General features: G+C 63.0%; 21 protein-coding genes. 11 read left to right on the plus strand and 10 right to left on the minus strand.

The genetic code is table 11. From position 1 onward, the window contains the following. Nucleotides 1–111 precede the first annotated feature (111 nt). The 11 genes from PQ467_RS21440 to PQ467_RS21490 all read left to right on the plus strand — a co-directional run bounded on the left by PQ467_RS21440 (nucleotide 112) and on the right by PQ467_RS21490 (nucleotide 14446). Nucleotides 112–1917: a tannase/feruloyl esterase family alpha/beta hydrolase gene (locus PQ467_RS21440; RefSeq protein ID WP_274176503.1), complete on the plus strand. Its 1806-nt coding sequence runs from the start codon at nucleotides 112–114 to the stop codon at nucleotides 1915–1917. A 223-nt stretch (nucleotides 1918–2140) separates the two neighbouring features. Next, nucleotides 2141–5059, plus strand: a complete 2919-nt coding sequence (locus tag PQ467_RS21445) for a TonB-dependent receptor plug domain-containing protein (protein ID WP_274176504.1) — start codon at nucleotides 2141–2143, stop codon at nucleotides 5057–5059. Nucleotides 5060–5248: 189 nt separating this feature from the next. Beyond that, complete coding sequence (locus PQ467_RS21450) at nucleotides 5249–6337, plus strand: amidohydrolase family protein (protein ID WP_274176505.1); 1089 nt, start codon at nucleotides 5249–5251, stop codon at nucleotides 6335–6337. A gap of 18 nt (nucleotides 6338–6355) precedes the next feature. Further along, nucleotides 6356–7288: a LysR family transcriptional regulator gene (locus PQ467_RS21455; protein ID WP_274176506.1), complete on the plus strand. Its 933-nt coding sequence runs from the start codon at nucleotides 6356–6358 to the stop codon at nucleotides 7286–7288. A gap of 66 nt (nucleotides 7289–7354) precedes the next feature. Further along, complete coding sequence (locus PQ467_RS21460) at nucleotides 7355–8287, plus strand: VOC family protein (RefSeq protein ID WP_274176507.1); 933 nt, start codon at nucleotides 7355–7357, stop codon at nucleotides 8285–8287. Continuing rightward, nucleotides 8265–9344, plus strand: a complete 1080-nt coding sequence (locus tag PQ467_RS21465) for a fumarylacetoacetate hydrolase family protein (protein WP_274176508.1) — start codon at nucleotides 8265–8267, stop codon at nucleotides 9342–9344. The genes PQ467_RS21460 and PQ467_RS21465 overlap by 23 nt, the downstream gene beginning before the upstream one ends. Beyond that, nucleotides 9341–9916: a cytochrome b gene (locus tag PQ467_RS21470; RefSeq protein ID WP_274176509.1), complete on the plus strand. Its 576-nt coding sequence runs from the start codon at nucleotides 9341–9343 to the stop codon at nucleotides 9914–9916. The genes PQ467_RS21465 and PQ467_RS21470 overlap by 4 nt, the downstream gene beginning before the upstream one ends. Nucleotides 9917–10047: 131 nt before the next feature. Continuing rightward, nucleotides 10048–12507: a TonB-dependent receptor gene (locus PQ467_RS21475; RefSeq protein WP_274176510.1), complete on the plus strand. Its 2460-nt coding sequence runs from the start codon at nucleotides 10048–10050 to the stop codon at nucleotides 12505–12507. A gap of 148 nt (nucleotides 12508–12655) precedes the next feature. Continuing rightward, complete coding sequence (locus PQ467_RS21480; protein ID WP_274176511.1) at nucleotides 12656–13171, plus strand: cupin domain-containing protein; 516 nt, start codon at nucleotides 12656–12658, stop codon at nucleotides 13169–13171. Further along, complete coding sequence (locus PQ467_RS21485; protein ID WP_274176512.1) at nucleotides 13168–13923, plus strand: SDR family NAD(P)-dependent oxidoreductase; 756 nt, start codon at nucleotides 13168–13170, stop codon at nucleotides 13921–13923. The genes PQ467_RS21480 and PQ467_RS21485 overlap by 4 nt, the downstream gene beginning before the upstream one ends. Nucleotides 13924–14029: 106 nt before the next feature. Further along, nucleotides 14030–14446, plus strand: coding sequence for a DoxX family protein (locus PQ467_RS21490; protein ID WP_274176513.1), 417 nt, complete (start codon nucleotides 14030–14032; stop codon nucleotides 14444–14446). 99 nt (nucleotides 14447–14545) lie between these two features. Here the strand turns inward: PQ467_RS21490 and PQ467_RS21495 are convergent, their stop codons facing one another. From PQ467_RS21495 to PQ467_RS21540, 10 genes are all read right to left on the minus strand, one after another. Continuing rightward, entirely contained in the window at nucleotides 14546–15019 is a 474-nt protein-coding gene (locus PQ467_RS21495; protein ID WP_274176514.1) for a group I truncated hemoglobin, read from the minus strand. Between the two features lie 27 nt (nucleotides 15020–15046). Next, nucleotides 15047–16042, minus strand: coding sequence for a DUF3034 family protein (locus PQ467_RS21500; protein WP_274176515.1), 996 nt, complete (start codon nucleotides 16040–16042; stop codon nucleotides 15047–15049). 99 nt (nucleotides 16043–16141) lie between these two features. Next, the gene (locus PQ467_RS21505) at nucleotides 16142–16702 is read right to left on the minus strand and encodes a fasciclin domain-containing protein (RefSeq protein WP_274176516.1); all 561 of its coding nucleotides are present in this window, start codon (nucleotides 16700–16702) and stop codon (nucleotides 16142–16144) included. 301 nt (nucleotides 16703–17003) lie between these two features. Next, nucleotides 17004–17714, minus strand: coding sequence for an anti-sigma factor (locus PQ467_RS21510; protein ID WP_274176517.1), 711 nt, complete (start codon nucleotides 17712–17714; stop codon nucleotides 17004–17006). Beyond that, nucleotides 17701–18276, minus strand: coding sequence for a sigma-70 family RNA polymerase sigma factor (locus tag PQ467_RS21515; protein ID WP_274176518.1), 576 nt, complete (start codon nucleotides 18274–18276; stop codon nucleotides 17701–17703). The genes PQ467_RS21510 and PQ467_RS21515 overlap by 14 nt, the downstream gene beginning before the upstream one ends. Nucleotides 18277–18462: 186 nt before the next feature. Next, a complete protein-coding gene (locus PQ467_RS21520; RefSeq protein ID WP_274176519.1) occupies nucleotides 18463–19791 on the minus strand; it encodes an MFS transporter in 1329 nt (442 codons plus the stop codon). A 1-nt stretch (nucleotide 19792) separates the two neighbouring features. Further along, nucleotides 19793–20275 carry a DUF3237 domain-containing protein gene (locus PQ467_RS21525; protein WP_274176520.1) on the minus strand — a complete coding sequence of 161 codons (483 nt, stop codon included), beginning with the start codon at nucleotides 20273–20275 and terminating at the stop codon, nucleotides 19793–19795. Next, entirely contained in the window at nucleotides 20272–21354 is a 1083-nt protein-coding gene (locus PQ467_RS21530) for an amidohydrolase family protein (RefSeq protein WP_274176521.1), read from the minus strand. The genes PQ467_RS21525 and PQ467_RS21530 overlap by 4 nt, the downstream gene beginning before the upstream one ends. Then, nucleotides 21351–22790, minus strand: coding sequence for an NAD-dependent succinate-semialdehyde dehydrogenase (locus tag PQ467_RS21535; protein WP_443193024.1), 1440 nt, complete (start codon nucleotides 22788–22790; stop codon nucleotides 21351–21353). The genes PQ467_RS21530 and PQ467_RS21535 overlap by 4 nt, the downstream gene beginning before the upstream one ends. Nucleotides 22791–22954: 164 nt before the next feature. Continuing rightward, the gene (locus PQ467_RS21540) at nucleotides 22955–23863 is read right to left on the minus strand and encodes a LysR family transcriptional regulator (protein ID WP_274176523.1); all 909 of its coding nucleotides are present in this window, start codon (nucleotides 23861–23863) and stop codon (nucleotides 22955–22957) included. Nucleotides 23864–23917: the final 54 nt, after the last annotated feature.

Consider the following 23917-nt stretch of genomic DNA (forward strand, 5'->3'; position numbering starts at 1 on the left):
CATGAAATCATGCCGATAATGGATTGGTTCACCCATGATTGAGGAGCTAATCATGCGTGCCCCGCCGCCGGTCCGGCAAAAGGTGGAAACATAAAAAAGGGAGACGCCGCAATGCCCCAGGCTCCAAACATCAGGCTTTGGGCGATTCCGCTCGGTGCCCTGTGCTTTGGCCTTTCCACCCCGGCCATGGCCGCGCCCTATTCGCTCGCCGCCGACCCGGCCCGGCGCTGCCTCGATCTGGCGCCCGTCTCGATACCCGCCGCCCGGCTGGGCGAACCCTCCGCCGGGGCAAAGGTGGTGAGCGCGCAATACCACCGGGCGGGCGAGATCAAGCTGCAAGGTCTGGACGGCAGCGCGACATTCCAGACCCCGGATTATTGCGAAGTGCGGATCGATATCCTGCCGCTTGATCCCAAAGCGCCGCCGATCCATTCGCAGGTCAATCTGCCCTTTCCATGGAACGGCAAGAAGCTGCAATTTGGTGGCAGCGGCTATAACGGATTTCTCCAGACCGGGGTCCAGCCCAGCCGCAATGCCCCGATCCATGCGCAATTGCCGCTCAATCGCGGCTACATGACGGCGGGCACCGATTCCGGCCACCAGATCACCATCTCGGGCGGGGGCGACCAACGCGGCAGCGGGGCCTCGGCGGGTTCGGCCGGTGATGATCCGCGCGCCGCCTCGGCCCGCCAATATGCCTTTGCCGCCAATGACGAGGCGCTGCGCAATTTCGGCTATGCGGCGTATAAAAAGACGCATGATGCCGCTGTCGCGCTGGGCTTCATGTTCTATGGCCGCAAACCCTCGCGCAGCTATTACCTGGGCGGATCAGAGGGCGGGCGCGAGGCCATGACCATGGCCCAGCGCTATCCCGGCGATTATGACGGGATCATCGCCATCGACCCGGTGATGAACTGGACCGGATTGCAGACGTTCAGCAACCATATCGGCGGGCAATTGCAGGCGGTGCCCGATGGCTGGCTGGGGGCCAAGACGGGCCTGTTGGCGCAGATCGTGCGCGACACATGCGACAGCGCCGACGGGATTGCCGACAAGGTTATCAGCGCGCCCACGGCCTGTCTTGCCCCGGCCGCCAAGGCGCTGGCCAGCCATCGCTGCCCAACGGGCCGCGACGAAGGCCCCGCCTGCTTTTCCGATGCCCAGTTGGCCGTTTTACGCGCGGCCCATCGCGGCTATGATTTCCCCTTCCCGCTGGCCAATGGCGTGACGCATTATGCCGGTTATCTGCCCGGCAGCGAGGACCTGCCCGGCGCATGGTCGAAATGGGAGGCTGGCACAACAAAGCCCACCGCCGCCAATCCCGATGATCCCTCGGTCAGCCGCCTCTATCAGTTGGGCAGCGTCTATGTGCGCCATTTCATTGCCCTCGACGCAGGCTTCAACACGTTGACCTATGATCCGCGCCAGTTCCAAAAGCGGGTGCTGGAAGTCTCGCGGATCATGGACGCCACGAACCCGGACCTGCGCGCCTTTCACGCGCGGGGCGGCAAGCTGATCCTGCGCGAGGATCTGGCCGATTCGGGTCAGGGACCGTTCAATTCGCTGCAATATCGCGACGCCGTGGCGCGCCTGATGGGGCAAAAGACCACCGATGCGTTTTTTGCCGCCTATGTTGCCACGGGCCTGCCGCATACATCGGGGGGCATTGATCCGGGCACACCAGGAGCGCCCGCTTATGGCATTCCGGGGCGGATCGACTTGCTGGATGTTCTTGAGGATTGGGTGGAGCGCGGGCGCAAACCGGGCGCGGCGCTGATACTGACGCTGCATGACCCGGCCCAACCCGAGCGCGTGACCGCCTCGAAACCGATGTGTCGCTATGGCACCTGGCCCTTTTTCACCGGCCAACCGGGCGAGGGCGCGAATGGCAGCAAATATGAGTGCCGCCCGCGCTGATCCTTGACGAAAGGGACAGGCGCGCGATCCGGCCATTTCTATCCGGTATCAATTGATGCCGGATCAGAATGGCTCGGGCGCCCGTTTCAAATTCACGTCAATGAATAATTCCACTATACGAAATCACCTATCGGGTCATCGCTGTTGCGACCCTGCTGGCTGCGCTTGTTTGCGCGCAATCTGATCCGGCCCAAAACAAACAACAAAAATGATGGAGGTTTGCATGAGAGGGTTCATTCTGGCGTCGGCCAGTCCGCTTTGCATTGGTTTGATGCTGATGCCTCAGGCCGCATCCGCACAGGCGGGCGATGCCCCGCAGGCGGGCGCCGCCGAGGCGATTGTCGTGACCGGATCGCGCATCGCCCGCCGCGACTATGTGGCGCAAAGCCCGATCGTGACCACCAGCCGTCAGATGATCGAGAACACCGGCACGGCCACGATCGACGCCGCCCTGCTGCAAATGCCCCAGTTCCAGCCGGGCACCGGCGGCTTTACCAATTCCAGTTCGGGCGGGGCAGGCATCGGGCAATCCACGCTCAACCTGCGGGGGTTGACGGCGGTGCGCACGCTGGTCCTGCTGGACGGACGGCGGATGCAGCCAGGCAATGCCTCGAACGTGATCGACATCAACTCGCTGCCCACCTCGGCCATTTCGGGCACCGAGGTGATCACCGGCGGCGCATCGGCCACCTATGGTTCGGACGCGATTGCGGGCGTGGTCAATTTCAAGCTCTATCATCGCTTTGACGGGCTGCGCATTGATGCCCAGTCAGGCGTCAGCGAAAGGGGCGATGCGGCCTCCAAGCAGATTTCCGCCATCGCCGGCACCAAGTTTGCCGATGGCAAGGGGTCGATCATGGTGGCGGGCGAATATTCGGATCGCGGCGGCCTGACCTATCGCCAGCGCCCTTTCTCGACCCCCTCGGGTTCGTATAATGCCACCTTGCCCAACGCAGCCTATGTCGTCTCGGGCAACAACCTGCCCTCGCAGGCGGCCGTCAACGCGGTCTATGCCAATTACGGCATTCCGGCGGGCACGGTTGCGCGCACGGTCCAGCAAGGCGTCAACGGCGACGGCACGCTGTTTGTAAACAACACGGCCAACGCCTATAATTACCGCGCCGACAATGCCCCCTGCATGTATCAGTCGGGCACGCTGGTGCGCTATGACGGGCTGTGCACCAACACGCTGCAGCTTCCCCTGACGCGCTTTGCCTTTCTGGGCCGCGCCGAATATGAAGTCAGCCCCTCACTCAAACTGTTCGTTCAGGGCCAGTTTGCCCGCAGCATTTCGGTCGCGCAGGGCAGCCACCCGCAATTGGCCTCGGCCGGTTCCAGTTCTTTCACAATCCCGGTCAGCAACCCCTTCATCCCCGCCGATCTGCGCACCCTGCTGCAAAGCCGCGCCAATCCCAACGCCAGTTTTGAAATCACCAAGCGCATCGTCGATGGCGGGGTGCGCCATTACCGCGACGTGTCCGACACCTATCAGATCGTGGCCGGGGCCGAAGGGGTCATTCCGGGCATCGACTGGAACTTTGAAGTCTATGGATCGCACGGGCGGACCAGCTTTACCGACACCTCCTATGACGGCTCCTATTCGCTCTCGGCCATCCGCCAGTTGGTGAACGCCGCCGATGGCGGCGCCAGTCAATGCACCGGGGGCCTGAACCTTTTTTCCAACGCGCCGATCTCGGCCTCCTGCCTCTCCTTCATCCAGCGCCAGACGCTAAGCACGACCTCCATCGGCCAGGATGAATTGGCCGCCAACCTGACGGGCACCCTGTTCAAGCTGCCCGCAGGCGAGGTCAAGGTGGCGCTGAGCGGCAATTACCGCAGCAATACCTTTACCTCCACCCCCGACCCCCTGCTCCAGATCGGCGACATTGCCGCCGTCAACGGCATTCCCGCCATTCGCGGCAACACCAAGGTTTCCGAGGCCGCCATCGAAGTGCTCGTGCCGGTGCTTGCCGACCTGCCGCTGATCAAGGCGCTGAACCTGACCGGAGGCTATCGCTATTCGCATTACAACCTGTTTGGCGGGGTCAGCACCTACAAGCTGAGCGCGGACTGGCGCATTGCCGATCCGCTGTTGCTGCGCGGCGGCTATCAAAAGGCGGTGCGTGCGCCCAATATCGGCGAACTGTTCCTGCCTGCCTCGGCGGGCGTCGCCAATCTGGGCACGCTGGGCGATCCGTGCTCGGCCACCAGCAGCTATCGCACCGGGGCCAATGCGGCGGCGGTGCGCTCGCTCTGCATCGCCTTGGGCGTGCCGACCACGCTGATCGACAGTTTCAACGGCGCGGCGGCCATTCCGGCCACCACCCAGGGCAATATCAACCTGCGCCCGGAAAAGGCCGATTCCTATACTTTTGGCGGCGTGTTCCAGCCCACCTTTGCCGGGGCGGCCTTTCGCCGGATGAACCTGTCGGTCGACTATTACCAGATGAACATCAATCAGGCGATCGCGTCGATCGACGTGCCCACCTCCATTGCCAAATGTTTCAACTCCGACGGGTCGAACCCGACCTATGATGCCAACAACCTGTATTGCCAGAACGTGCTGCGCAATACATCGACAGGCCAGATCGCCAATTCCTATCAGGCGCTGCTGAATATCGGCGCGATCAAGACGGCGGGCATCGACGTCGCCTTTGACTGGTCGATCCCGTTCGAAGCGCTCAAGATGGGTCAAGGTTCGTTCGACGTCAATTTCACGCTGAACTATCTCGACACGTTCAAGATCCAGGCCTCGCCCAACAGCCCGTTCCAGGAGGCCGCCGGAACCATCGTGGGGCCAAGCAGCACCGGCCAGTCCTATGCCAAATGGAAATATTCCGGCACGTTCATGGCCAATCGCGGCAAGGTCAGCCTCGGTCTGCGCTGGCGGCATATCTCCTCGTTCAAGGATTCCTCGGCCATCACCAACCCGGCCACGACCGTGCCCGGCACGCCCGCCTATGATTATTTCGACATCATCGGCAGGCTGAAGGTGAACGACCGGTTCGAACTGCGCGGGGGCATCACCAACGTGGGCGACCGCAATCCTCCGGCGGTGCAGGGCACATCGGGGATGACCAACATGGGCATCTATGACGTGATCCGCCGCTCGTTCTACATCGGCCTCAAGGCAACCTTGTGATGCCACGCGGCGCTGGAGCCTTGCGCTCCAGCGCCGCCACCGCTCCCCGCCAACCCATCAGCATCGCCTATGGATGGGTCTGGCTTAATCAATGCCTCGATCAACCGACACGTCGTTAAAACGCCCCGCAACACTCTGGTCACGCAACGCGGGATCGGGCACAACGTTAGAAAAACGGAGACGGCGGACATGGCGGAGGATCACCTTGCACACTGTGGACACAGCAGGCTTGGCCAACGGGCTGCCCAACGGGGCGCAGAGCTGGTTATCGACCTGCACTGCCACCTCAATGTGGGCGCGGCGGATCAGTATATCCGCCAAGAGGTGCCCGATGCGCCCGATCCGCTGACCTTTGTTTCGGCGGCGTCGCGGGCAACCAATGCCAAATTGTTTGCCGAAATCGGCGCCAAGCTGAACGGCATCAACGAGCGCCTGCTGGACATGGACCGCCTTGGGGTTGATGTGCAGGCAATCAGCCCGTCGCCGGGACAATATTACTATTTTGCCCCGCCCGAGGTGGGACGCGAGGCCGCCCGGCTCGTCAACGACCGGATTGCGCAGGCCGCGGCCGAGCAGCCCGACCGGCTGGTGGGCATGGGCACGGTGCCGCTGCAAAATGTGGATATGGCCATTGCCGAAATGCGGCGCTGCGTCTCCGATCTTGGGCTGCGCGGCATCGAGATCGGCTCCAACGTTGCCGGGCGCGAGTTGGCCGATGAAGACCTGCGCCCGTTCTTTGCCGCGGCCGAGGAACTGGGCGTACTGGTGTTTCTGCATCCTTTGGGCTTCACCCATGGTCAACGGTTGAGCGAATATTATCTCGACAACATCATCGGCAACCCGCTGGAATCCAGCATCGCGCTGAGCCATCTGATCTTTTCCGGCGTGCTGGACGCCCATCCGGCGCTCAAACTTTGCGTGGCGCATGGTGGCGGGTTTCTGCCCGGCTATTGGGGGCGGATGGACCATGCATGGCGCGTGCGCCCCGAATGCCGCATCCATACACCCCGCCCGCCATCGGACTATCTGCGTCAGGTCTGGCTCGACACGCTGGTGTTTGACCGCAAGCAACTCGACGCCTTGATCGAGAGCCATGGCGCCGACCGGCTGTGCATGGGCACCGATTATCCCTTTGATATGGCCGAACCCGATCCGGTGCAGTTCCACAGCCACCTTGCCCCCGACATTCGCGCCAAAATCCTCGGGCGCAATGCCGCGGCCCTCCTGGGGCTGGATATCGGCCATGCGGCGAGCATCGGCGACGCAAGCAACCCATGACATGTGTTAGATGACGCGATGCGATTCGATAAACTTGACCTCAACCTGCTCGTCGCGCTCGATGCGCTGATCAGCGAGCAGAGCGTGACCGAAGCCTCACGGCGCCTGTATCTCAGCCAGCCCGCCGTGACCTCGGCGCTCAATCGCCTGCGACAGTATTTCGGCGACGATCTGCTGGTGCTCGAAGGGCGTCAGATGCGGTTGACGTATAAGGCGGAGGAACTGGCGGCCCCGGTGCGACAGGCACTGGAACTGATCCGCAGCGAGATTACCCAGCCCGGCCAATTCGACCCCAAGGAGTCATCGCGCAAATTCGTCATCATAGCCTCGGATTACATTCACACGATCCTGCTGGCCGAAGTGATCGCCCAGGCCGCCCGCGAGGCGCCCAAAGTGATGTTCGAGATCATTCGCCCCAGCACCGATGCCACCGAGCGGTTTGAGCGGGCCGAAGCCGATCTGATGCTGACCGTCGAACCCTTCTCCTTGCCCCAGCATCCCAGCGTTCCGCTCTTTCAGGACGAGCATGTGCTGATATCATGGGCGGGTTCGAGCCATGGGGAGGTGATATCGGCCGAGGAATTTCTGGCGGCGGGCCATGTGGCGGCATCATTTGGGCGCGACAGGCGGCAGGCCCTATCGGAACTCTCGCTTGAAAAGTTCCGCGAGCAGCGCCGCATCGAATTGATCGTGCCCAGTTTTTCCGCGCTGGCCCAATCGGTGGTGGGAACGGACCGTCTGGCCACCATGCATCGCAAACTGGCTGAACATGTCATGCCCTTTTATCCGATCCGCATCCATACCCTGCCCGTGCCCATCGCGCCCATTCAGCAGGTGATGAACTGGCATCGACTCCGCAGCCGGGACGCGGGAATGCAGTGGTTGAAGAATATGATCGCGGCATGCAGCGCGGATAATTTCGGAAAACCCATAAATGACGCCGATGGATAAGGCCTGGCCTTTCGATTAGACGAATGCGATCGCCGAGGCCAAATGTCTCCCATCGGGAGAACAGATATGGCAATCAAAGGTCTTCATCACATTCATCTTGCTGTTGAGGATTTATCGGGCGGCTTGGCTTTCGCCCAGGATTTCGGGCTGCACATCGCCGATGTTGGCGAAGCGCGCACCTATCTGCGCGGCCTTGGGCGCCATCCCTACCTTGTCGTTCTCGAACATGGCGCGCCCTCTTCGTTTCGCGGCCTGTCCTTCGAAGTCGACAGCCGGGATGATCTGGAAAAGGCCGTGGCCGAGCATGGCGCCAGTGCCATTCGCGACCTCACCGGTCCGGGCGGCGGGGTGGCGGTGGATCTGCTTGATCCCAATGGCTTTACGGTTTCGCTGGTTCATGGCGTGGCCGACCGCACGCCGGACGCCCTGCCCCCGTCCCTTTTGCTCAATCAGGGTTATGACAAACCCCGGATCGGCAACACTCAGGAAAAGTCGCCGTTAGGCCCGCCGCCGGTGATCCGGCTGGGGCATGTGGGCATCTATGTCCAGGACTGGCAGGCCTCCGATGCCTGGTACCGCGAGGTTCTGGGCCTGATCCCCAGCGACCTCATTCATGTCGGCAACGAAAACGTCAAAGTCGGCGGCTTCTACCGCTTGAACCGCGGCGATGAATTTGTCGATCACCATGTCGTGGGCATGTTCGGCCTGCCCGGCAAGCAAGGGCTGCACCACCTGTCGCTGGAAGTGCCCAATTCCGAAGCGCAGTTCATGGCGCACCGTTGGCTGGCCCAGCGCCAGCGCAACGAGGTCTGGGGCGTGGGCCGCCACCCGCTGGGCAGCCATGTCTTCGACGTTTGGAAAGACCCCAACGGCTTTCGTTACGAAACCTTCTCAGACACCGATTTGCTGAATGCCTCAGCGCCTGCGGGCCTGCACGCCATTCAGGAAATGGAAATGGACCTATGGAGTGACCGCGATGTCCAAATCTACTTTGCATGATCTCAAGCCGAAACCGGCCCCCCAGCCCGAAGGCATCCATGTAGCCACCGGCCTGATCAAGGGCAGCTTTGGCATCGGCACTTATCGCGCCCATGGCAAGGTGTTTGCCGGTCTGGTTCAGGCCGATGGCGGGGTCTATGATCTTTCCGCGCATTATGCCGACACGCTGGCGTTGTTCGAGGATTGGGATCGCGCGCTCGATCTGCTGGCCGATATTTCGGCCAAGGATGCCGGGACCGACCTGCGCTTTGCCGATGTCGAATGCCTGCCCCCGGTCTCGCGCCCCAATATGCTGTGTGCAGGGTCGAATTATCGCCAGCATGTCGCCGAGATGATGACCTATAACAAGTTCAATCAGGACAAGCGCTTGCCCGGCGAGAGCGATGAAAGCTTCTTCCTGCGCAATCTTGAGGAAGTCGACCGCCGCGCCCGCGAAGGCATGCCCTTCTTCTGGACCGGCCTGCACAGTTCGCTGTGCGGCGCGAATGATGAAATTCCGCTGCCGCTGGTGGGCGAGCACCCCGATTGGGAGCTGGAATTTGCCGCCGTTGTCGCCCGCACCGGGCGTTATATCCGCCCCGAGGATGCGGGCGATCTGATCGCGGGCTATGTGATGGTCAACGATCTGGGCACTGTCGATGAATTCCGCCGCGCCGATGTGCGCTGGGGCCATGATTGGGTCAGCAAGCATCAGCCCAACTTCAAACCTGCCGGGCCCTTCATCGTGCCCAAGCAGTTCGTCGACCGCTCGAAAGTCCAGATCCGCATGAAGCTGAACGGCGAGATCATGCAGGATTGGCCGATCAGCGACATGATCTTCGAGCCCGAACAGATCCTGTCCTATGCCTCCGAACGTATCCGCCTGATGCCGGGCGATTTCCTGCTGACCGGCTCGCCTCCGGGCAATGGCGCAATGCACAACAACCGCTGGATGCGCCCCGGCGATGTGCTGGAAAGCGAGATCACCTATCTTGGCCGCCAGACCAACAAGGTGGTCGCCGAAGATACGCAAGGCAAGCCGACCTACGGCCCCTTCATCACGGAATGGGCGGAATGACCGGCGCCATCCTGCCGGAAACTGGGCCGACTTTGTCGGCCCAGCACTACACGAGGACCGCCGCGCTGCTGCATTGGAGCATCGCGGCACTGATACTGGCCAATCTGGTCATGGGTTTCGTGTGTGCCTGGCTGGAACTGTCCTTTGAAGAGGTCATCATGAACCTGCACAAGGTCATCGGCTTGCTGGTTCTGGCGCTCAGCCTGCTGCGGCTGGTGTGGCGCCTGACCCATCGCCCGCCCGAACCGGTCTATGGCGGCGCGTTGCAGCGCAAGGCGGCCGGGGTGGTTCATGCCGCGCTTTATACCTTGATGCTTGCCCTGCCGATGTCGGGTTGGCTGGTCACATCCAGCTTTCCCAAACGGCATCCGATCAGGGTGGGCCTGTTCGACCTGCCGTTTCTGCCCGTCGGCGCCAGCCTGCCGCGCGCCATCCTGGCCCATGGCGTCCATGAAGTGCTCTCGCTGGCCATGGTGGCGCTGGTGTTGGGCCATATCCTGGCCGCGCTTCACCATCATTTCATCCTGCGCGACGGCTTGATTGCCCGAATGCGCTTGGGGAGCCGTGGATGATCGGGTCAACCCATTCACACCACTGATGGGTGGGGCGAGTACTATCGATTTGACCCAAAATGGCATCTGCCGATGAAGTCTACGTGAAAACACGATGCAAAATAATCGACGAAAAATGCTGGGAGGGAACAATGAAAGCATTACTTCTGGGATCGACCGGCCTGGCCTGTGCCCTGTCGCTTGGCACGTCCGCCATGGCCCAAGAAAGCGCGCCGGCCGCCAAGTCCGCCGCCCCCAAGGACGGACTGGCAGAAATTGTCGTGACGGCGCAACACCGCTCGGAATCCTCGCAAAGGGCGGCGGTCCCGCTCGACGTGGTCTCCTCCGCCAAACTGCTTAATGCGGGCGTAACCTCCAGCACGGCGCTCAATGCGGCGGTGCCCTCGCTCTATGTCAGCCGGGGCGGCGGGGCGAACACCAGCTATTTCATCCGCGGCGTCGGCAATTTCACCAACAATGGCTACACCGATCCGGCCATCGCCTTTAACGTGGACGGCGTCTATTATGGCCGCCCCGGATCGACCATCGGCGCGTTTTACGATCTCGACCGGATCGAGGTTTTGAAGGGACCGCAGGGCACGCTTTATGGCCGCAACGCCACCGGCGGGGCGATCAACGTGCTGACGGCCAAGCCGATTTTGGGCAAATGGGCCGGGCGCGTGGCGCTGGGCTATGGCAATTACAATGCCATTGACGGCGAGGCCTTCATCAACGCGCCGCTGGGCGAGAACGCAGCCCTGCGCATCAGCGGCAAGGTGCTTGACCGCGACGGCTATTACAGCGACGGCACCTCGGATGAAAAGGGACAAGCAGTACGCGCGCAGTTCCTGGCCAACCTGTCCAGCAATCTGACGGTGCGGATCATCGGCGATTATTCGCATATCGGCGGCAAGGGGCCGGGCGCGACGTTTACCCACAGCATCAGGGCCACGCCCGGAACCGCCGCCACGGCCACATCGCCCGCCAATTACACGATCACGCCCACCGGCCTCGACCCACGCTCGGGCCTGCTCTCGCCCAGCAATGCGGCGTTCTTCTCGAACGTGTTCATCGGCGGCCCCGGCATCAACCCCGCCCCGCTCAACACCCCGTTCGTCAACAATGACTATTACGGCTTCAGCGGCGAGCTGACCTGGCGCACTGGCCTTGGCGACCTGACCATCCTGCCCGCCTATCGCAATGCGCGGGTGCGCAGCCTGTTTAACGGCCCCGCTTTCCGCGGCGGGCTGTCCCATGAGGATTCCGACCAGTTCACGCTGGAGGCGCGCATTGCGGGCAAGCGGATCGGGCCGCTCGATTGGCAGATCGGCGGGTTCTATTTCGACGAACATGTCAACGGTTCGCAGGTCTTCAGCCAATATACCGTCAACTCGTTCCAGATCTTTCAGGCGCACAACAAGTCCAGCGCCGCCTATGGCCGACTGACCCTGCATGCCAGCGATCGCCTGCGGCTGGTGGGGGGCATCCGCTTTACCAATGACGACAAGACCTTTGCAGGCGACGGCAAGAATCTGATCGAAACCTGCTCGACCCAGCCTTCGACCACCTGCCTTGGCGGCCCCTCGGTTCCCGTGGCGCTGACCTATGCCGATCTGTCCCGGATCATCACCGTGCCCACGCTGCCCGGCCCGGCCAACGGGGTGGCGTTTGGCACCACGGGCAACCGGCTTTTCTATACACCCGTGGTCAACAACCAGAAGCTGAACCGCAACCGCACCACATGGCGCGGCGCGGTGGAATTTGATGTCGCCCCGCGCTCTCTGCTTTACGCCAGCTATGAAACCGGCTTCCGCTCGGGTGGCTTCAACTTTGCGCTGGGCCGCGAAACCTATGACCCGGAATACATCACGGCATGGACGCTGGGGATGAAGAACCGCCTGTTTGACAACCGGCTGCAACTCAACCTCGAACTGTTCCGCTGGAATTACACCAACCAGCAGGTGGCGCATTTCGGCCTCGATTCCACCGGCGGCAATTCGTTCTTTACCGAAAATATCGGCAGGTCCCGCATTCAGGGCATCGACCTCGACCTTCAGTTCAAGGCCGCTGAAAACACGCTGCTGCGCGGGTCGGTGCAGCTCCTCGACAACAAGCTGACCAGCTTTATCTACAACACCCAGCGCAACAGCACCAACAACGCCCTGCCCCCGGTGGTGGGCTGCGCAACATCGCCGGGCACCGCGCCGATCCCCGGATCGACCACCGGCGCCACCAGCCCGGTCTGGGTGGTGGACTGTTCGGGCAAGCCGGGGTTCAATTCGCCCAAGCTGGCCTTTAACGCCGGGGTGGAGCAGACCTTCCCGATCGGTGACTATGATCTGGTCGCCACGGTTGATGGCCGCTATCGCTCGAACCGCGTCACGTCCTTTGAATATCTGGCCTTTGAAAATTCGGGCGCAGACTTCACGGCGGATGCCTCGCTGCGCTTTGCCCCACGTGAGGGCAAGTGGTCCATCACGGCCTATATGCAGAACATCGGCAATCGCCTCATCCCCACCCTGTCGCAATTCGCAGGGACGACCGGCAATGTCGTTGTGACCAGCTATGGCGCGCCGCGCACCTATGGCGTAAGGGCAAGCTACGCATTCTAAGCTGGAAAATCGCGCCGTCATGCCATGGCGCGCAAGAGCTGATGGCCCGGCGTAAAAATGCGCCGGGCCATCGGTTTACCCTTGGAGCGGGCCGCGTTATGGCAAGCAAATTGGCGCGCCGCGCCCAAAAGCCGATATTGGTGAGAGAATGATGAGCGACATTTCCGACAGCGGCCTGCCTTTGGTCCAGCGCGTGGTGACCGGCCATGATGCCGATGGCCGGGCGATCTTTAAATCCGAAGACCTTTCCCCCACCCGCATGATCCCCTCGGGCGATGCCGCGTTCCTCACGATCTGGTCGACCGAGACCGTCCCCGCCGACCTCAATGACGAGCGCGACGGGCGCGATCTGCCCACTGGCCTCACGCTGGAGCGGGGCAGCGTGATCCGCATCACCGACATGCTGCCGGGCAAGGAAAGCCCGATGCATCGCACCAATTCCATCGACTATGGCATTGTGTTGCAGGGCGAAATCGAACTGGAACTGGAGGATGGCCGCAAAAAGACCATCGGTCAGGGCGGCATCATCATCCAGCGCGGGACCAACCACCTGTGGCGCAACACCAGCGATCAGGTCTGCCGCATCGCCTTCATCCTGATCGAGGCGCCCGCCTATCTCCACAACGGGCAACCGCTGCCCGAGGAAAAGCCGGAGCATCAATGAGCAGCATGTTCTCATTGGCGGGCCGCCGCGCGCTGGTCACCGGATCGACACGGGGCATCGGCCGCGCCATTGCCGAGGCGATGATCGAGGCCGGGGCGCAGGTCATTATCTCCAGCGAAAATGCCGATGACACCGCACTCTCGGCGCAGGAATTGGGCCAGACCGGCATCCCCTGCGATGTAACGGACGACGGGGCTCTGCGCGCGCTGGTCGAAGGCAGCGTGCAGGCGCTGGGCGGGCTGGACATTCTGGTGTGCAATGCAGGCATCACCGGCAAACCGGGACCTTTCGCCACCATAGACATGGACGATTATGCCCGTGTGATGGCGATCAATCTGCGCTCGCATGTGGTGCTGGCCAATTTGGCCGCTCCTTATTTGGCGGCGCGCGGCGGCAATGCGATTTTCATCGCCAGCCTGTCCGGACTGCGCGGCAACGGGGCGATCAACGCCTATGCTCTGGCCAAGGCGGGCGTGGCGCAATTGGCGCGCAATCTGGCGGTTGAATGGGGGCCCAGGGGCATGCGCGCCAATGCCATCTCGCCGGGTTTCATCGCCACCGAACTGTCAAAGCCTTTGCTCGACAACGAAGCCTTCATGGCCCGCCGGATGCAGATGACCCCCCTGCGCCGCCCCGGCAGGCCGGAGGAAGTCGCGGGCGCTGCGGTCTTTCTGGCCAGCGCGGCGGGCGGCTTTGTCACCGGCCATAATCTGGTGGTCGATGGCGGGACGCTGATCACGGACGGGTCGTAATCACAGGTTTTTGACACCTGCCTGAATACTTGCATGTCGTTTGCCCGTATCTTCCTTGCCCCGGCATGACGCCATCGGGCAAGGTATTGATCAGCGAGGGCAGACCATGAAACAAACCGCCAGCTTCTCCCGAACCCGTCTTGGCCTGCGCATGGCGTTAAGCGCGCTTTATACCGTTGCAGGGGTGATGCATATCCTGCGGCCTCATGGGTTTGAACTGATCGTCCCCGGCTGGGTACCCTATCCGCATCAGGTGGTGGTGGCAACGGGCGTGGCTGAACTGCTGGGCGCGGCCGGGCTGTGGATCGCGCCAGTGCGGCCATGGGCGGCGGTCGGCCTGGCGGCCTATGCGGTGGCGGTTTATCCGGCCAACATCAAGCATGCCGTCGATCACGTGGTCATTGATGGGGTGGCGCTGGGCTGGGCCTATCACCTGCCCCGCCTGCTGTTTCAGCCAGTGCTGGTGTGGGCGCCGCTTTTTTCGGGCGGTGTGGTGAATTGGCCATCGCGCCGGGCGGCATGAAATTGAATATGGCCGGATGTGGCGGCGGCCATGAGGGTGGAAGCCGCCGCCACGGTGGCCGCTGCGCCGGCTAAGCCGAGCCGGACAGCGTCACCTTTCTCATTTGTTGTTGATGATATCGCGGTGCATCGGGGCCAGTCCGGCGATCAACCGGTTCTGGGCGTTAAAGGGAATGTGCCGTTTGTTCATCGCCACCTGCAACTCTTCGACCAAGGCATAGAAGCTGCCCTCGGAAATATTCATGCCGCGATGGGCCTCGGCCATGGTCCGCCCGTCATAGGTGCAGGGGCCGTGCATCACGACGCAGAACTGTTTGACCAGCAGTTCCTTGATCCGCGCCTGATCGGCATGTTCAAAGAAGGGACGCGTGCGCGGATTGGCCAACCAGCGGTTCATCGCATCATCCATCAGCGCGGTCAGCCCATCCTTTCCGCCGAACGTTTCATAAAGATGCTCGTTATCCGTGATGACCGGCAAGGTCGGGTATTGCGGCTTCACCGAAGGGTCGGACACCGGCGGTTCGGCGACGGGTTGGGCGGCCATCATGGCGGCGGCTAAAATGATGGAAAACATTGGGTGTTTCTCCGAAAAATGGCAGTGTCAGAAGCCGACCTGAAGCGAGAGATAGGCGGCGTGCTGGTTTTTGAGCGCGATATGCCCCAGATCGGCATAGGCCGCCGTCAGCGACAGATTACGCCCCAGCGCATAGGCGGCGAACAGGTCATAGGCGGCATCTTCGCGGAAGGAATCCCCACCCAGCGCGCCCTGCAAACGGTTTGATTTGGTGCGCACTTCCGCGCCCACCGCCAGCTTGCGGGTAAGCAGATAGGCGGCGGAGGCTTCAAAGGCGGGCTTATATTCCTGATCCTTGCCGCCAAGGCCGCCAAAACCCAAAATGCCATACTGGTTGGCCTTGGTCAGCCGGAGGGTGGTGTTGACCAGCAGGTTCTTGTCGAGGAACAGCTTGGTGGCGGCGATGTAGAAATCGGTGCTGGAGCGCTTAAGCCCCAGCGCGCCGCCCACCACGACCTTGTCGTCATTGATCTTGTGCTGAAGGCCCACCGAAATCTGCGGCAACAGCGTGTTCTGGTCGAGAACGGCGTCACCGACCAGCCGGAGCTTGGCGCCGATGATCGTCTGGCTGATGATGAAATCATTGCCCAGCCCAAGCGCCTTGCCCACATCGCGCAGATGAAAGTTCTGGCGCCCGAGCGAAAGCTCCAGCCGGTTCTTGATGTTCACCGATGCGCCAAAGGCCACCAGCGCGAAATCCTCCGACTTCACGCCCGTGACATAGGATTGCAGGCCGAATTCGTCGCGCGTGCCGTAGCCGCCGATCAATGCCCAAGGCACCAGACCACCACCACCCGCGCCCTCAATGGTAGAAACCCCGCCTGTCAGCAGCAAGCGTCCACCGTTGTGCAGCGGCATCAGGTTGTGCGACGCATCGCCGGGCGTTTGCGGCTCGCTCCCGTCCATATCGGATGCCACCGTATCGGCGGGCATTTCGGCGGCGGCGGAAGGCGCGCTCAAGGCGCACAATGCCACTCCCGCCAGAGCCGCCATCGCGGCCCGCGGAAAATTCTTCGACCTCATGTTGTCTTACTCCCCTGAAATTCTTGCGTTCATTCGCCCGTTTGCAGCCCCGCAGCGACGCGAAGGGGGAAGGGGGCGAGCACCTCCCCCCCGCCACATTCAGGGCAACAGAACCGCGTCGATCACATGGATCACGCCATTGCTCTGGTTTACATCGGCAATGGTCACGCTCGCCATTCCGCCCTTGCTGTCGGTGATCATCAGCTTGGGGCCCATGGCGGTGACGGTCAGATCCTCGCCCTGCACGGTCTTGAGCATCGCCTTGCCATGGCCAGCCTTCACCTTCTGGCGCAGCGCCATCGCGTTCAACTTGCCCGGCACCACATGATAGGTCAGCACCGCGGTGAGCTGGCTCTTGTTTTCAGGCTTGAGCAAGGTGGGCACCGTATCGGCGGGCAGCTTGGCAAAGGCGGCATCGGTGGGGGCAAACACGGTGAAAGGCCCCGGTCCTTGCAGCGTGTCGACCAGCCCGGCCGCCTTGACGGCCGCGACCAGCGTGGTGTGGTCCTGCGAATTGACGGCGTTCTGGATGATGTTCTTGTTGGCATACATCGGCGCGCCGCCAACAGTGACCGGAGCAGGAGCCGCCTGAAGCGCCGCCGCGCCCACGCCCAAGGCGCCGGCGGCAAGGAGGGTGGATGCGATCTTGAAAAGTTTCATGAACCTGTCCCTTATGAAATGGCAAACATTTGTTTTTATGTCGTAACGTCGCATTCATCTCGAAAGGCGCCGGGCCTTGCGGTAGCGGCCCTGGCCTTTCGATGCCTCAGCTACGCAGCGGGGGTGGGACCTGGATGCAGGGAACGGGAAAAAATTTGATGCGCCGCGAAATCGGGGTGCGCCATGCGGGCCCGGGTACGACCGGGCCCGCCGCGCCGGGCGAGCGCCGCGACATAAGAGGCCGCAACAGGATGAGGTTTTTCGCAGTCGATCGGGCGGCCAACAAACCGCGCCGCTTCGCTCAGAGCGTCAGGATTTTGCCCGTGGCCACGACCGGCCCCGTCGGCAGCGGCCCCGGCGCGCCGCCCAGCGGCTCAATACTGATCGCCAGCGTCTGGCCCGGCGCCAAAGCGCGCTGCGGCACGGTTTCCAGCCCTTGATCGCCGGCACGGCGCAGCACGCCCAGCGAACGCGGCGTGCCCGATGCGTCAATCACCCATGCCTGCGCATCGCGCTGCTCTGGAACCGGAAGTGCGCCCGTCAATTGCAGCCGCCCCGGCTTGATCCGAGCCAGCAAAGTGGCGCGGGCCGCAGGTGCATCCAGCGCGGCCACCAGCACCGGAGCACCCATCGGGGCTTCAACCACAGGCGGGCGCACCAACACCAGCACCAGCGCAGCCGCCGCGCTGAACGCCAGCCCGGCAAAGCCGACCGCAGCCGCCCGCCAGCGCGCCACCGCCCGCTGCGTCAGGCTTGCCGGAGCCCTGCCGGTTTGGGCCCATACAGCCTGTTGCACGCGGTCCTCCACACCGGCCGAAGGGATCACTTCGGGCCCGCGCAACGCCACCATGGCGAAATGGTCGCGCCACCGATCAACCTCGCGCGCAAAGGCGGGTTCGGCAATCAGCCTGCGCCGCGCGGCGGCCAAATCTTCGCCTTCCAGCACGCCCAGCGCCAGTTCACCGGCCAGCACCACGTCCTCCTCGGACAGAACAGGGTCAATCTTCGGCATGGAGGCACTCCTTGAGCCGGGCAAGACTCCGCCGGATCCAGCTTTTCATCGTGCCCAGCGGCACCGCCATCGCGGTGGCCAGCTGCGCATAGGTCAGCCCGTGAAAAAACGCCGCGCGGATGGCCCCGGCCTGCGGCTCCTCCAACCGGTCAACGCACAAGTGGAGCCGGGCCTCGCCTTCCGCCTCGATCAGCGCGGCTTCGGCCAGGGGGGCGGCATCGGCGATGTCATTGGCCGCATCGATGTCCACCGGGGCCGTGCGGGGTTGGCGGCGCATGGCGTCAATCGCACGGTTGCGCGCAATCGTGGCCATCCAGGTGATCGGACTGGCGCGCCCCGCATCGAAAGCACCCGAGCGGTGCCAAATTGTCAGATAGACATCAACCAAAACATCCTCCGCCACGCCCCGGTCACCGCAGATACGCAGCACCACGCCAAATAGTTTCGCGCTGGTGCGGCGATAGAGCTCCGAAAAGCTTGCCTCATCGCCATCGGCGCTGGCCAGCAGAAGAGCGACCAGTTCGGAGCGGGGCGAAGCCTTGGGGGCAGAGACGGTCGGCATAGGATTATGCTTCTAGCCCCGGAAAAGCAGGGCAGGCAACCGGGACGTTGGCAGGACCATGCGTGCTGTATGAGTTTCATACCGACGGCGAGGCTGTCATCGCCCAACCTTAACTGCTGGAGTGGACACGCGCTTTCGGTTGCGCTCCCTTCTGGGCGCGAGGCTGTGATGAAATGCTGAAATCGCTCACGCCTTACCATCCGCTTCCGGCGCAAGGTGGCGCCCGGTCAGCATCAGCAGCAGCGCGATCAGCAAGGGGCCCAACGCCAACAGCCCCATCGCCACGCTCAAGGACAGCGACCCGGCCAGCAACATGCTGCCCAGCAGGGGCACGGCAATGCCGCCTATGCGCCCCGCGCCGCCTGCCCAACCAAGGCCGGAACTGCGCAGGCCCACAGGATAGGAACGCAAAATGCTGACATTGAGCGCCGCCTGCCCACCGCCCTGCGCCAAACTCCATACAAACAGCGCCGCAGGAAAGGCCCCGGACGCAAAAGGCGTCAAACCCAGCGCCCAAACAGCCGCAGCCTGTGTCAGATAAAATCCGATCATCACCGGTTGCGCCCGCAAACGGTCGAGCAAGCCGCCCGCCAGCAAGGTGCCGACCGATCCGCCCAACAGGCCAAAGCTGGCCACGGCGGCAAAGCGCTCCACCGGCACTCCCCCCATCTGATGAAACAGGCTGGCCATCCATGAGGCGAAAAGCGCGATCATGCCCATGCTGGCAAACGAGGCCGCCCAGAATACGGCCGTGGCTTGCCGCCGTTCGCGCCACAATTCACTGAGCGGCGCCAGACGGCGATCCGCCTTGTCGGTCAGGACGAAATGCTCATCGCCCGACAGGGGCAAGGCGGGATCGATCCGGCGCATGATGCGCGCAATCCGCGCATCCTCCGGATCGCGCGCCACCATGAATTGCAGACTTTCCGGCAACAAGCGCAGCAAAGCCGCGCAGGCCAGCCCCACCCCGCCGCAAAACCAGAACAGCCCTGTCCAGCCATAATGCGGCAGCAGACGCGCGGTGAAAAAGGCGCTGCCCGCATTGCCCAGCCCATAGCCGACCAGTCCCACGGCAAGGATCGTCGTTCGCCTCTGACGCGGAGTAAATTCGGACAGCAGCGCCAGCGTGATCGGCACGACCGGCGCCAGCAGCGCCCCCGCCAGCCCGCGCAAAAGGGCAAAGGAGGCAATCGAGGTCGCATAGGCGCTCAGCACCGTCAGCAGGCCAAAACCCAGCGCGCATAGTTCCAGCACCCGTTTGCGCCCAATCCGGTCGGCAAAGGGGCTGAGCACAAATGCCCCTAGAGCCAGCCCGGTCTGCTGGGCCACAACCACCATGCTGAGCCCCGCCGGGGTGGTGCCGTAATGGCGGGCGATGACCGGGGCGACCTTGCCGAACATGAAAATGTCAAAGCCATCGGTGAACAGCAGCAGCAGGCACACCACCAGCAAACCATATTGCACCGGCGCCCAGCGATGGGTGTCGATAAAGCGCTGAACATCGAAATTGGCCATGTCAACGCACCACGAAATAATGGATCGCATTGCCCTCGGGCAGCTTTTCGGCAACGCCGACAAACACATGCCGGGCCAGCCAGCCATGCGGCCCATCGGGCACTTCGAAACGGGGCGAGACGCGCATGTAATAGGCGTCGAAGGGCACGGGCTCGCGGCGCGCCTGCGCCGCCATCACCTCGGGCGATCCCCAGCGATAGCCCCGGTTCTGCATATAGACCGGCGTGCCGTCGGCCAGTTCGAGCGTATAGCGCGCATCGAAATCCAGCGTGCCATCCGGCCTGACCTGCGCCCAATCGGCGCCCGACATCGGCACCACCCGCCCTTGCAGCATGGGGCCGGTGATCGTGCCCTCGGTGATATGGATGATGGCGCGATTTTGCCCGGTAACGCAGGGTTGAATGCGCGTTGGCGGGCCGGACAATTTGATCGCAATGGAAAAGGCATATTCCATCTGCGGGAAAAACGGATGTTGCTCGGTCATGCGGCGGCCCCTCCGGCGATCTTGAACAGGTTTTCTGCGTTGGTCTGAAAGAAGCGCTTCTTGTCATCATCGGCAAGCCCCATCGCATCGAGCGCGCGCACTTCGTCGGCGGGGCATTGATAGGGATAGTCCATTGCGTAAAGCACCCGGTCAACGCCCAGCACATCCTGAGAAAAGCGGATCGCCGGTTCCCATGCCATGCCCGAACAGGTGATCCAGACATTCTCGCGCAGATAGGCCGAAACGGGGCCGCGCTGAAGGGGTTTGAGCACGTCATAGCGGCCCGAACGCACCTGTGCGCCATGCATGAAATCAAGCCGATAGAGCCAGAACGGCAGAGCTTCGCCCATATGGCCCAGCACCAGTTTGAGGCGGGGAAAACGATCGAACACGCCCGCCGTGATCATGCGCAGCGCGTGAAAGCCGGTTTCCACCCCAAAGCCAAAGACCGCCCCGTCCAGCCCCGCCTCGACCATCGGGCCGATCATCGATTTGGGCGGCGTTTGCGGATGCAGGTAAAGCGGTACATCCAGCGCCTCGGCGGCCTCAAGCACCGGCCAGAATTTGGGATCGGAGAGATATTCGCCCAAAGTATGCGAATTGACGATCACCCCCTTCATGCCCAGCCGGGTGACGGCGCGCTCCAATTCGCGCGCGGCCTTGTCCGGCTCCTGCAGGGCGCAGGAGGCAAGGCCCACAAAGCGATCCGGATAGCGCGCGCAGGCCTGCGCCAGGCGGTCATTGGCCAGTTCGGCCAGAGCCGTGGCCCGGTCGGCCGCCAGCATCTGAACGCCCGGCGAGGTCAGGCCCAACACCTGAATATCAATGCCGCGTTCGTCCATATCGGCAATGCGTTGTTCGCCCAGATCGAGCAGACGTTCGCGCACCCAGCGCGCCCTTTCCGATTCATGGGTGAAATAAAAGCCCAGCAGACTTTGCACCCCCGGATCGACATCCGGTTCGGCCAGCATGCCGCGATAGATCTCGACCATTTCGGGAATCGCAAAGGCTTCCTCGGTGGCGATGCGCAAATAGCCTTGCGCGCCGCCGGTGCGCAGAGGGGGGAGTTGAGTGTTCATGCCAGATGGATCGCTTTCGTTACGCGGCAGGCCATGACCCCTTCGGGACCGTCCTCGGCGCCATAGCCGCTTTCCTTGACTCCGCCGAAGGGCGCGTCGGCCGCGCCGATCGCGGTGGTGTTGACGGCGACCATGCCCGCTTCAATCGCATCGGCGATCAGATTGGCGCGGCGCCCGTTTTCGGTAAAGGCATAGGCCGCAAGGCCATAGGGCAGGCGATTGGCCTGCTCTACCACCTCGTCAAAGGTGGAGAAGCGGGCGGTCATGGCCACCGGGCCGAACGGCTCTTCCTGCATGATCCGCGCGGCGGCGGGCACATCGCTGAGCAGCGTGGGTCGCCAGAAATAGCCCTCCTCACCCGCAGCCTCACCCCCCAGTTCCAGCCTGGCGCCATGCGAAACGGCATCGGCCACCAGAGCCGAAACGGCAAGCGGGCGGCGGGGATTGGCCATCGGCCCCATGGTGGTCTGCGGGTTCAGCCCATCGCCGACCGCGATGGCGCGCATCCTTTCGGAAAAGGCGGCGATGAAGCGGTCGTGGATCGCCTCCTGCACATAAAAGCGCGTGGGCGACACGCAGACCTGCCCGGCGTTGCGAAATTTGGAGGCCGCCAGCAGCGGCACGGCGCGCTCCAGATCGGCATCGTCAAAGATGATGACCGGCGCATGGCCGCCCAATTCCAGCGTGGTGCGTATCGTGCGGTCCGCCGCAAGCCGCGCCAGATGCCGCCCCACCGTGGTCGATCCGGTAAAGCTCATCTTGCGGATGACCGGGCTGGCCAGCAGATGGCGCGAAACCTCGTCGGGCACGCCGAACACCAATTGCACCACGCCTGTGGGAAGGCCGGCATCCAGCAGCGCCTGGACCACCGCGATGGCCGAAGCGGGCGCTTCTTCAGCCGGTTTCAGGATGACCGAACAGCCCGCCGCAATCGGCCCGCCCAATTTGCGCGCCGGATTGTTGATGGGGAAATTCCACGGCGCAAAGGCCGCCACCACGCCGATCGGTTCGCTGGTGACCATCGAACGCTGGCCAGTGGGGCGGACAAGGAGGCGGCCATAGAGCCTTTTCGTCTCCTCGGCATAGAAATCGAACAGGGCCGCGCTCATCGCCACCTCGGCGCGCGCTTCGGCAATCGCCTTGCCCTGTTCGCGCACGGCGCAGCGGGCAATCGCCTCGCCGCGCTGGCGCAGCAAGGTCGCCGCTCCGCGCAGCACGGCGGAGCGCTGCTCGGCGCTCGATTGGCGCCAAAGCGCAAAGCCGCGCTCGGCCGAAGCCAGCGCCAGGTCGAGGTCGGCCGCATCGGCCAAAGGCAGTTGCGCAAAGGTCTCGCCGGTGGCCGGGTTCACCACCGGATGACTGTGCCGGTTTTCTGCGCCAACCCACGCCCCGTCGATATACAGGGCCAGGTGCGGATATTCGGGAAGGTCGCTCAAATTGCCCATCCTGTCTGGAACGATCAATTAGCAGGTCGGCCCATGCGCAAAGGCAGGGCGCAGGGAATGGCCTGCTGCGCCCCAGGGCTAATCGAACGGCAAAAATGGGGAATGCCCTAAAATTCGCAGGCTGCTATAAACTGGTTTTATAGCAGCCTGCGCGATCAGGCCGCGATGGCGTCCATCAATCCGGCAAAGGGCGTCATCGCCGCCATCACCGCCGCACAGAGCGCCTCCTCCAGCGCGGGCGGAACCGTTGCTGCCGCCAGCATCGTCACATCCAGCCCGATCGATGGCTCCAGCGGCCATGCCTGCAGCAATTGGCGTTCATATTCATCGATAAACACGCCCGGCGCGGCCACCGTCGGCTGATCGCCATAGACCACAAGGGAGCGGCGCAGCCCGCTGGGGTCAAGCTCCTGCACGATATTGAGCGCAATCCCCGCCGCCAGCGCCGCCGCCATCAACCTTTCCCGCACGATATGGCCGCGCGGCCCGGCAACGATGGGGATATGCGAAAGATCCTGCAAGGTGATGGGACCATCGGGCAGCGCCTGCGCCGCCGGTTTGCCGATCAGACAGAGCTTCTCGCGATAAAGCGAGCGCATTCGGAAACCGGGCCGCCGCTGGTCGCTCAGCGTGATGGCTATGTCCAGATCGCCACGCAGCGCCAGATCAATCAGATCTTCGGAATAGCCCTCGCGCAGGGTGAATTCAACATTGGGCAGATCCGCACAGAGCGCCGCAATCGCCCGCCCCACCAGGCGCGCGGGCGTGGGCGACAGGCCGATACGCAGGGCAACGCGCCGCCCCGCCCGAAACGGCACCATGGCCCCGCGCGCCTCGGTCACCGCCTCGAGGATCTTTTCCGCCTTTTGCAGAAACAAAATACCCGCAGGCGTTAACGACACTCCGCGCGAATGGCGCTCCAGCAAGGTCACATCCAGTTCGGCTTCCAACTGCTTGATCTGATAGCCCAGCCCCGGCTGCGAGGTGTTGATGCGCCGACTGGCCGCAGCAAAACTGCCCGCGCGGCACACCGCCACAAAATCGGAAAGCTGCTTGATCTCCATGGCTTCGCCCCCCGCCCTGCGTTTCTTTCTATAAAACTGATTTATAGCTGCCCG

Source organism: Novosphingobium sp. KACC 22771, assembly GCF_028736195.1.
Classification (GTDB): domain Bacteria; phylum Pseudomonadota; class Alphaproteobacteria; order Sphingomonadales; family Sphingomonadaceae; genus Novosphingobium.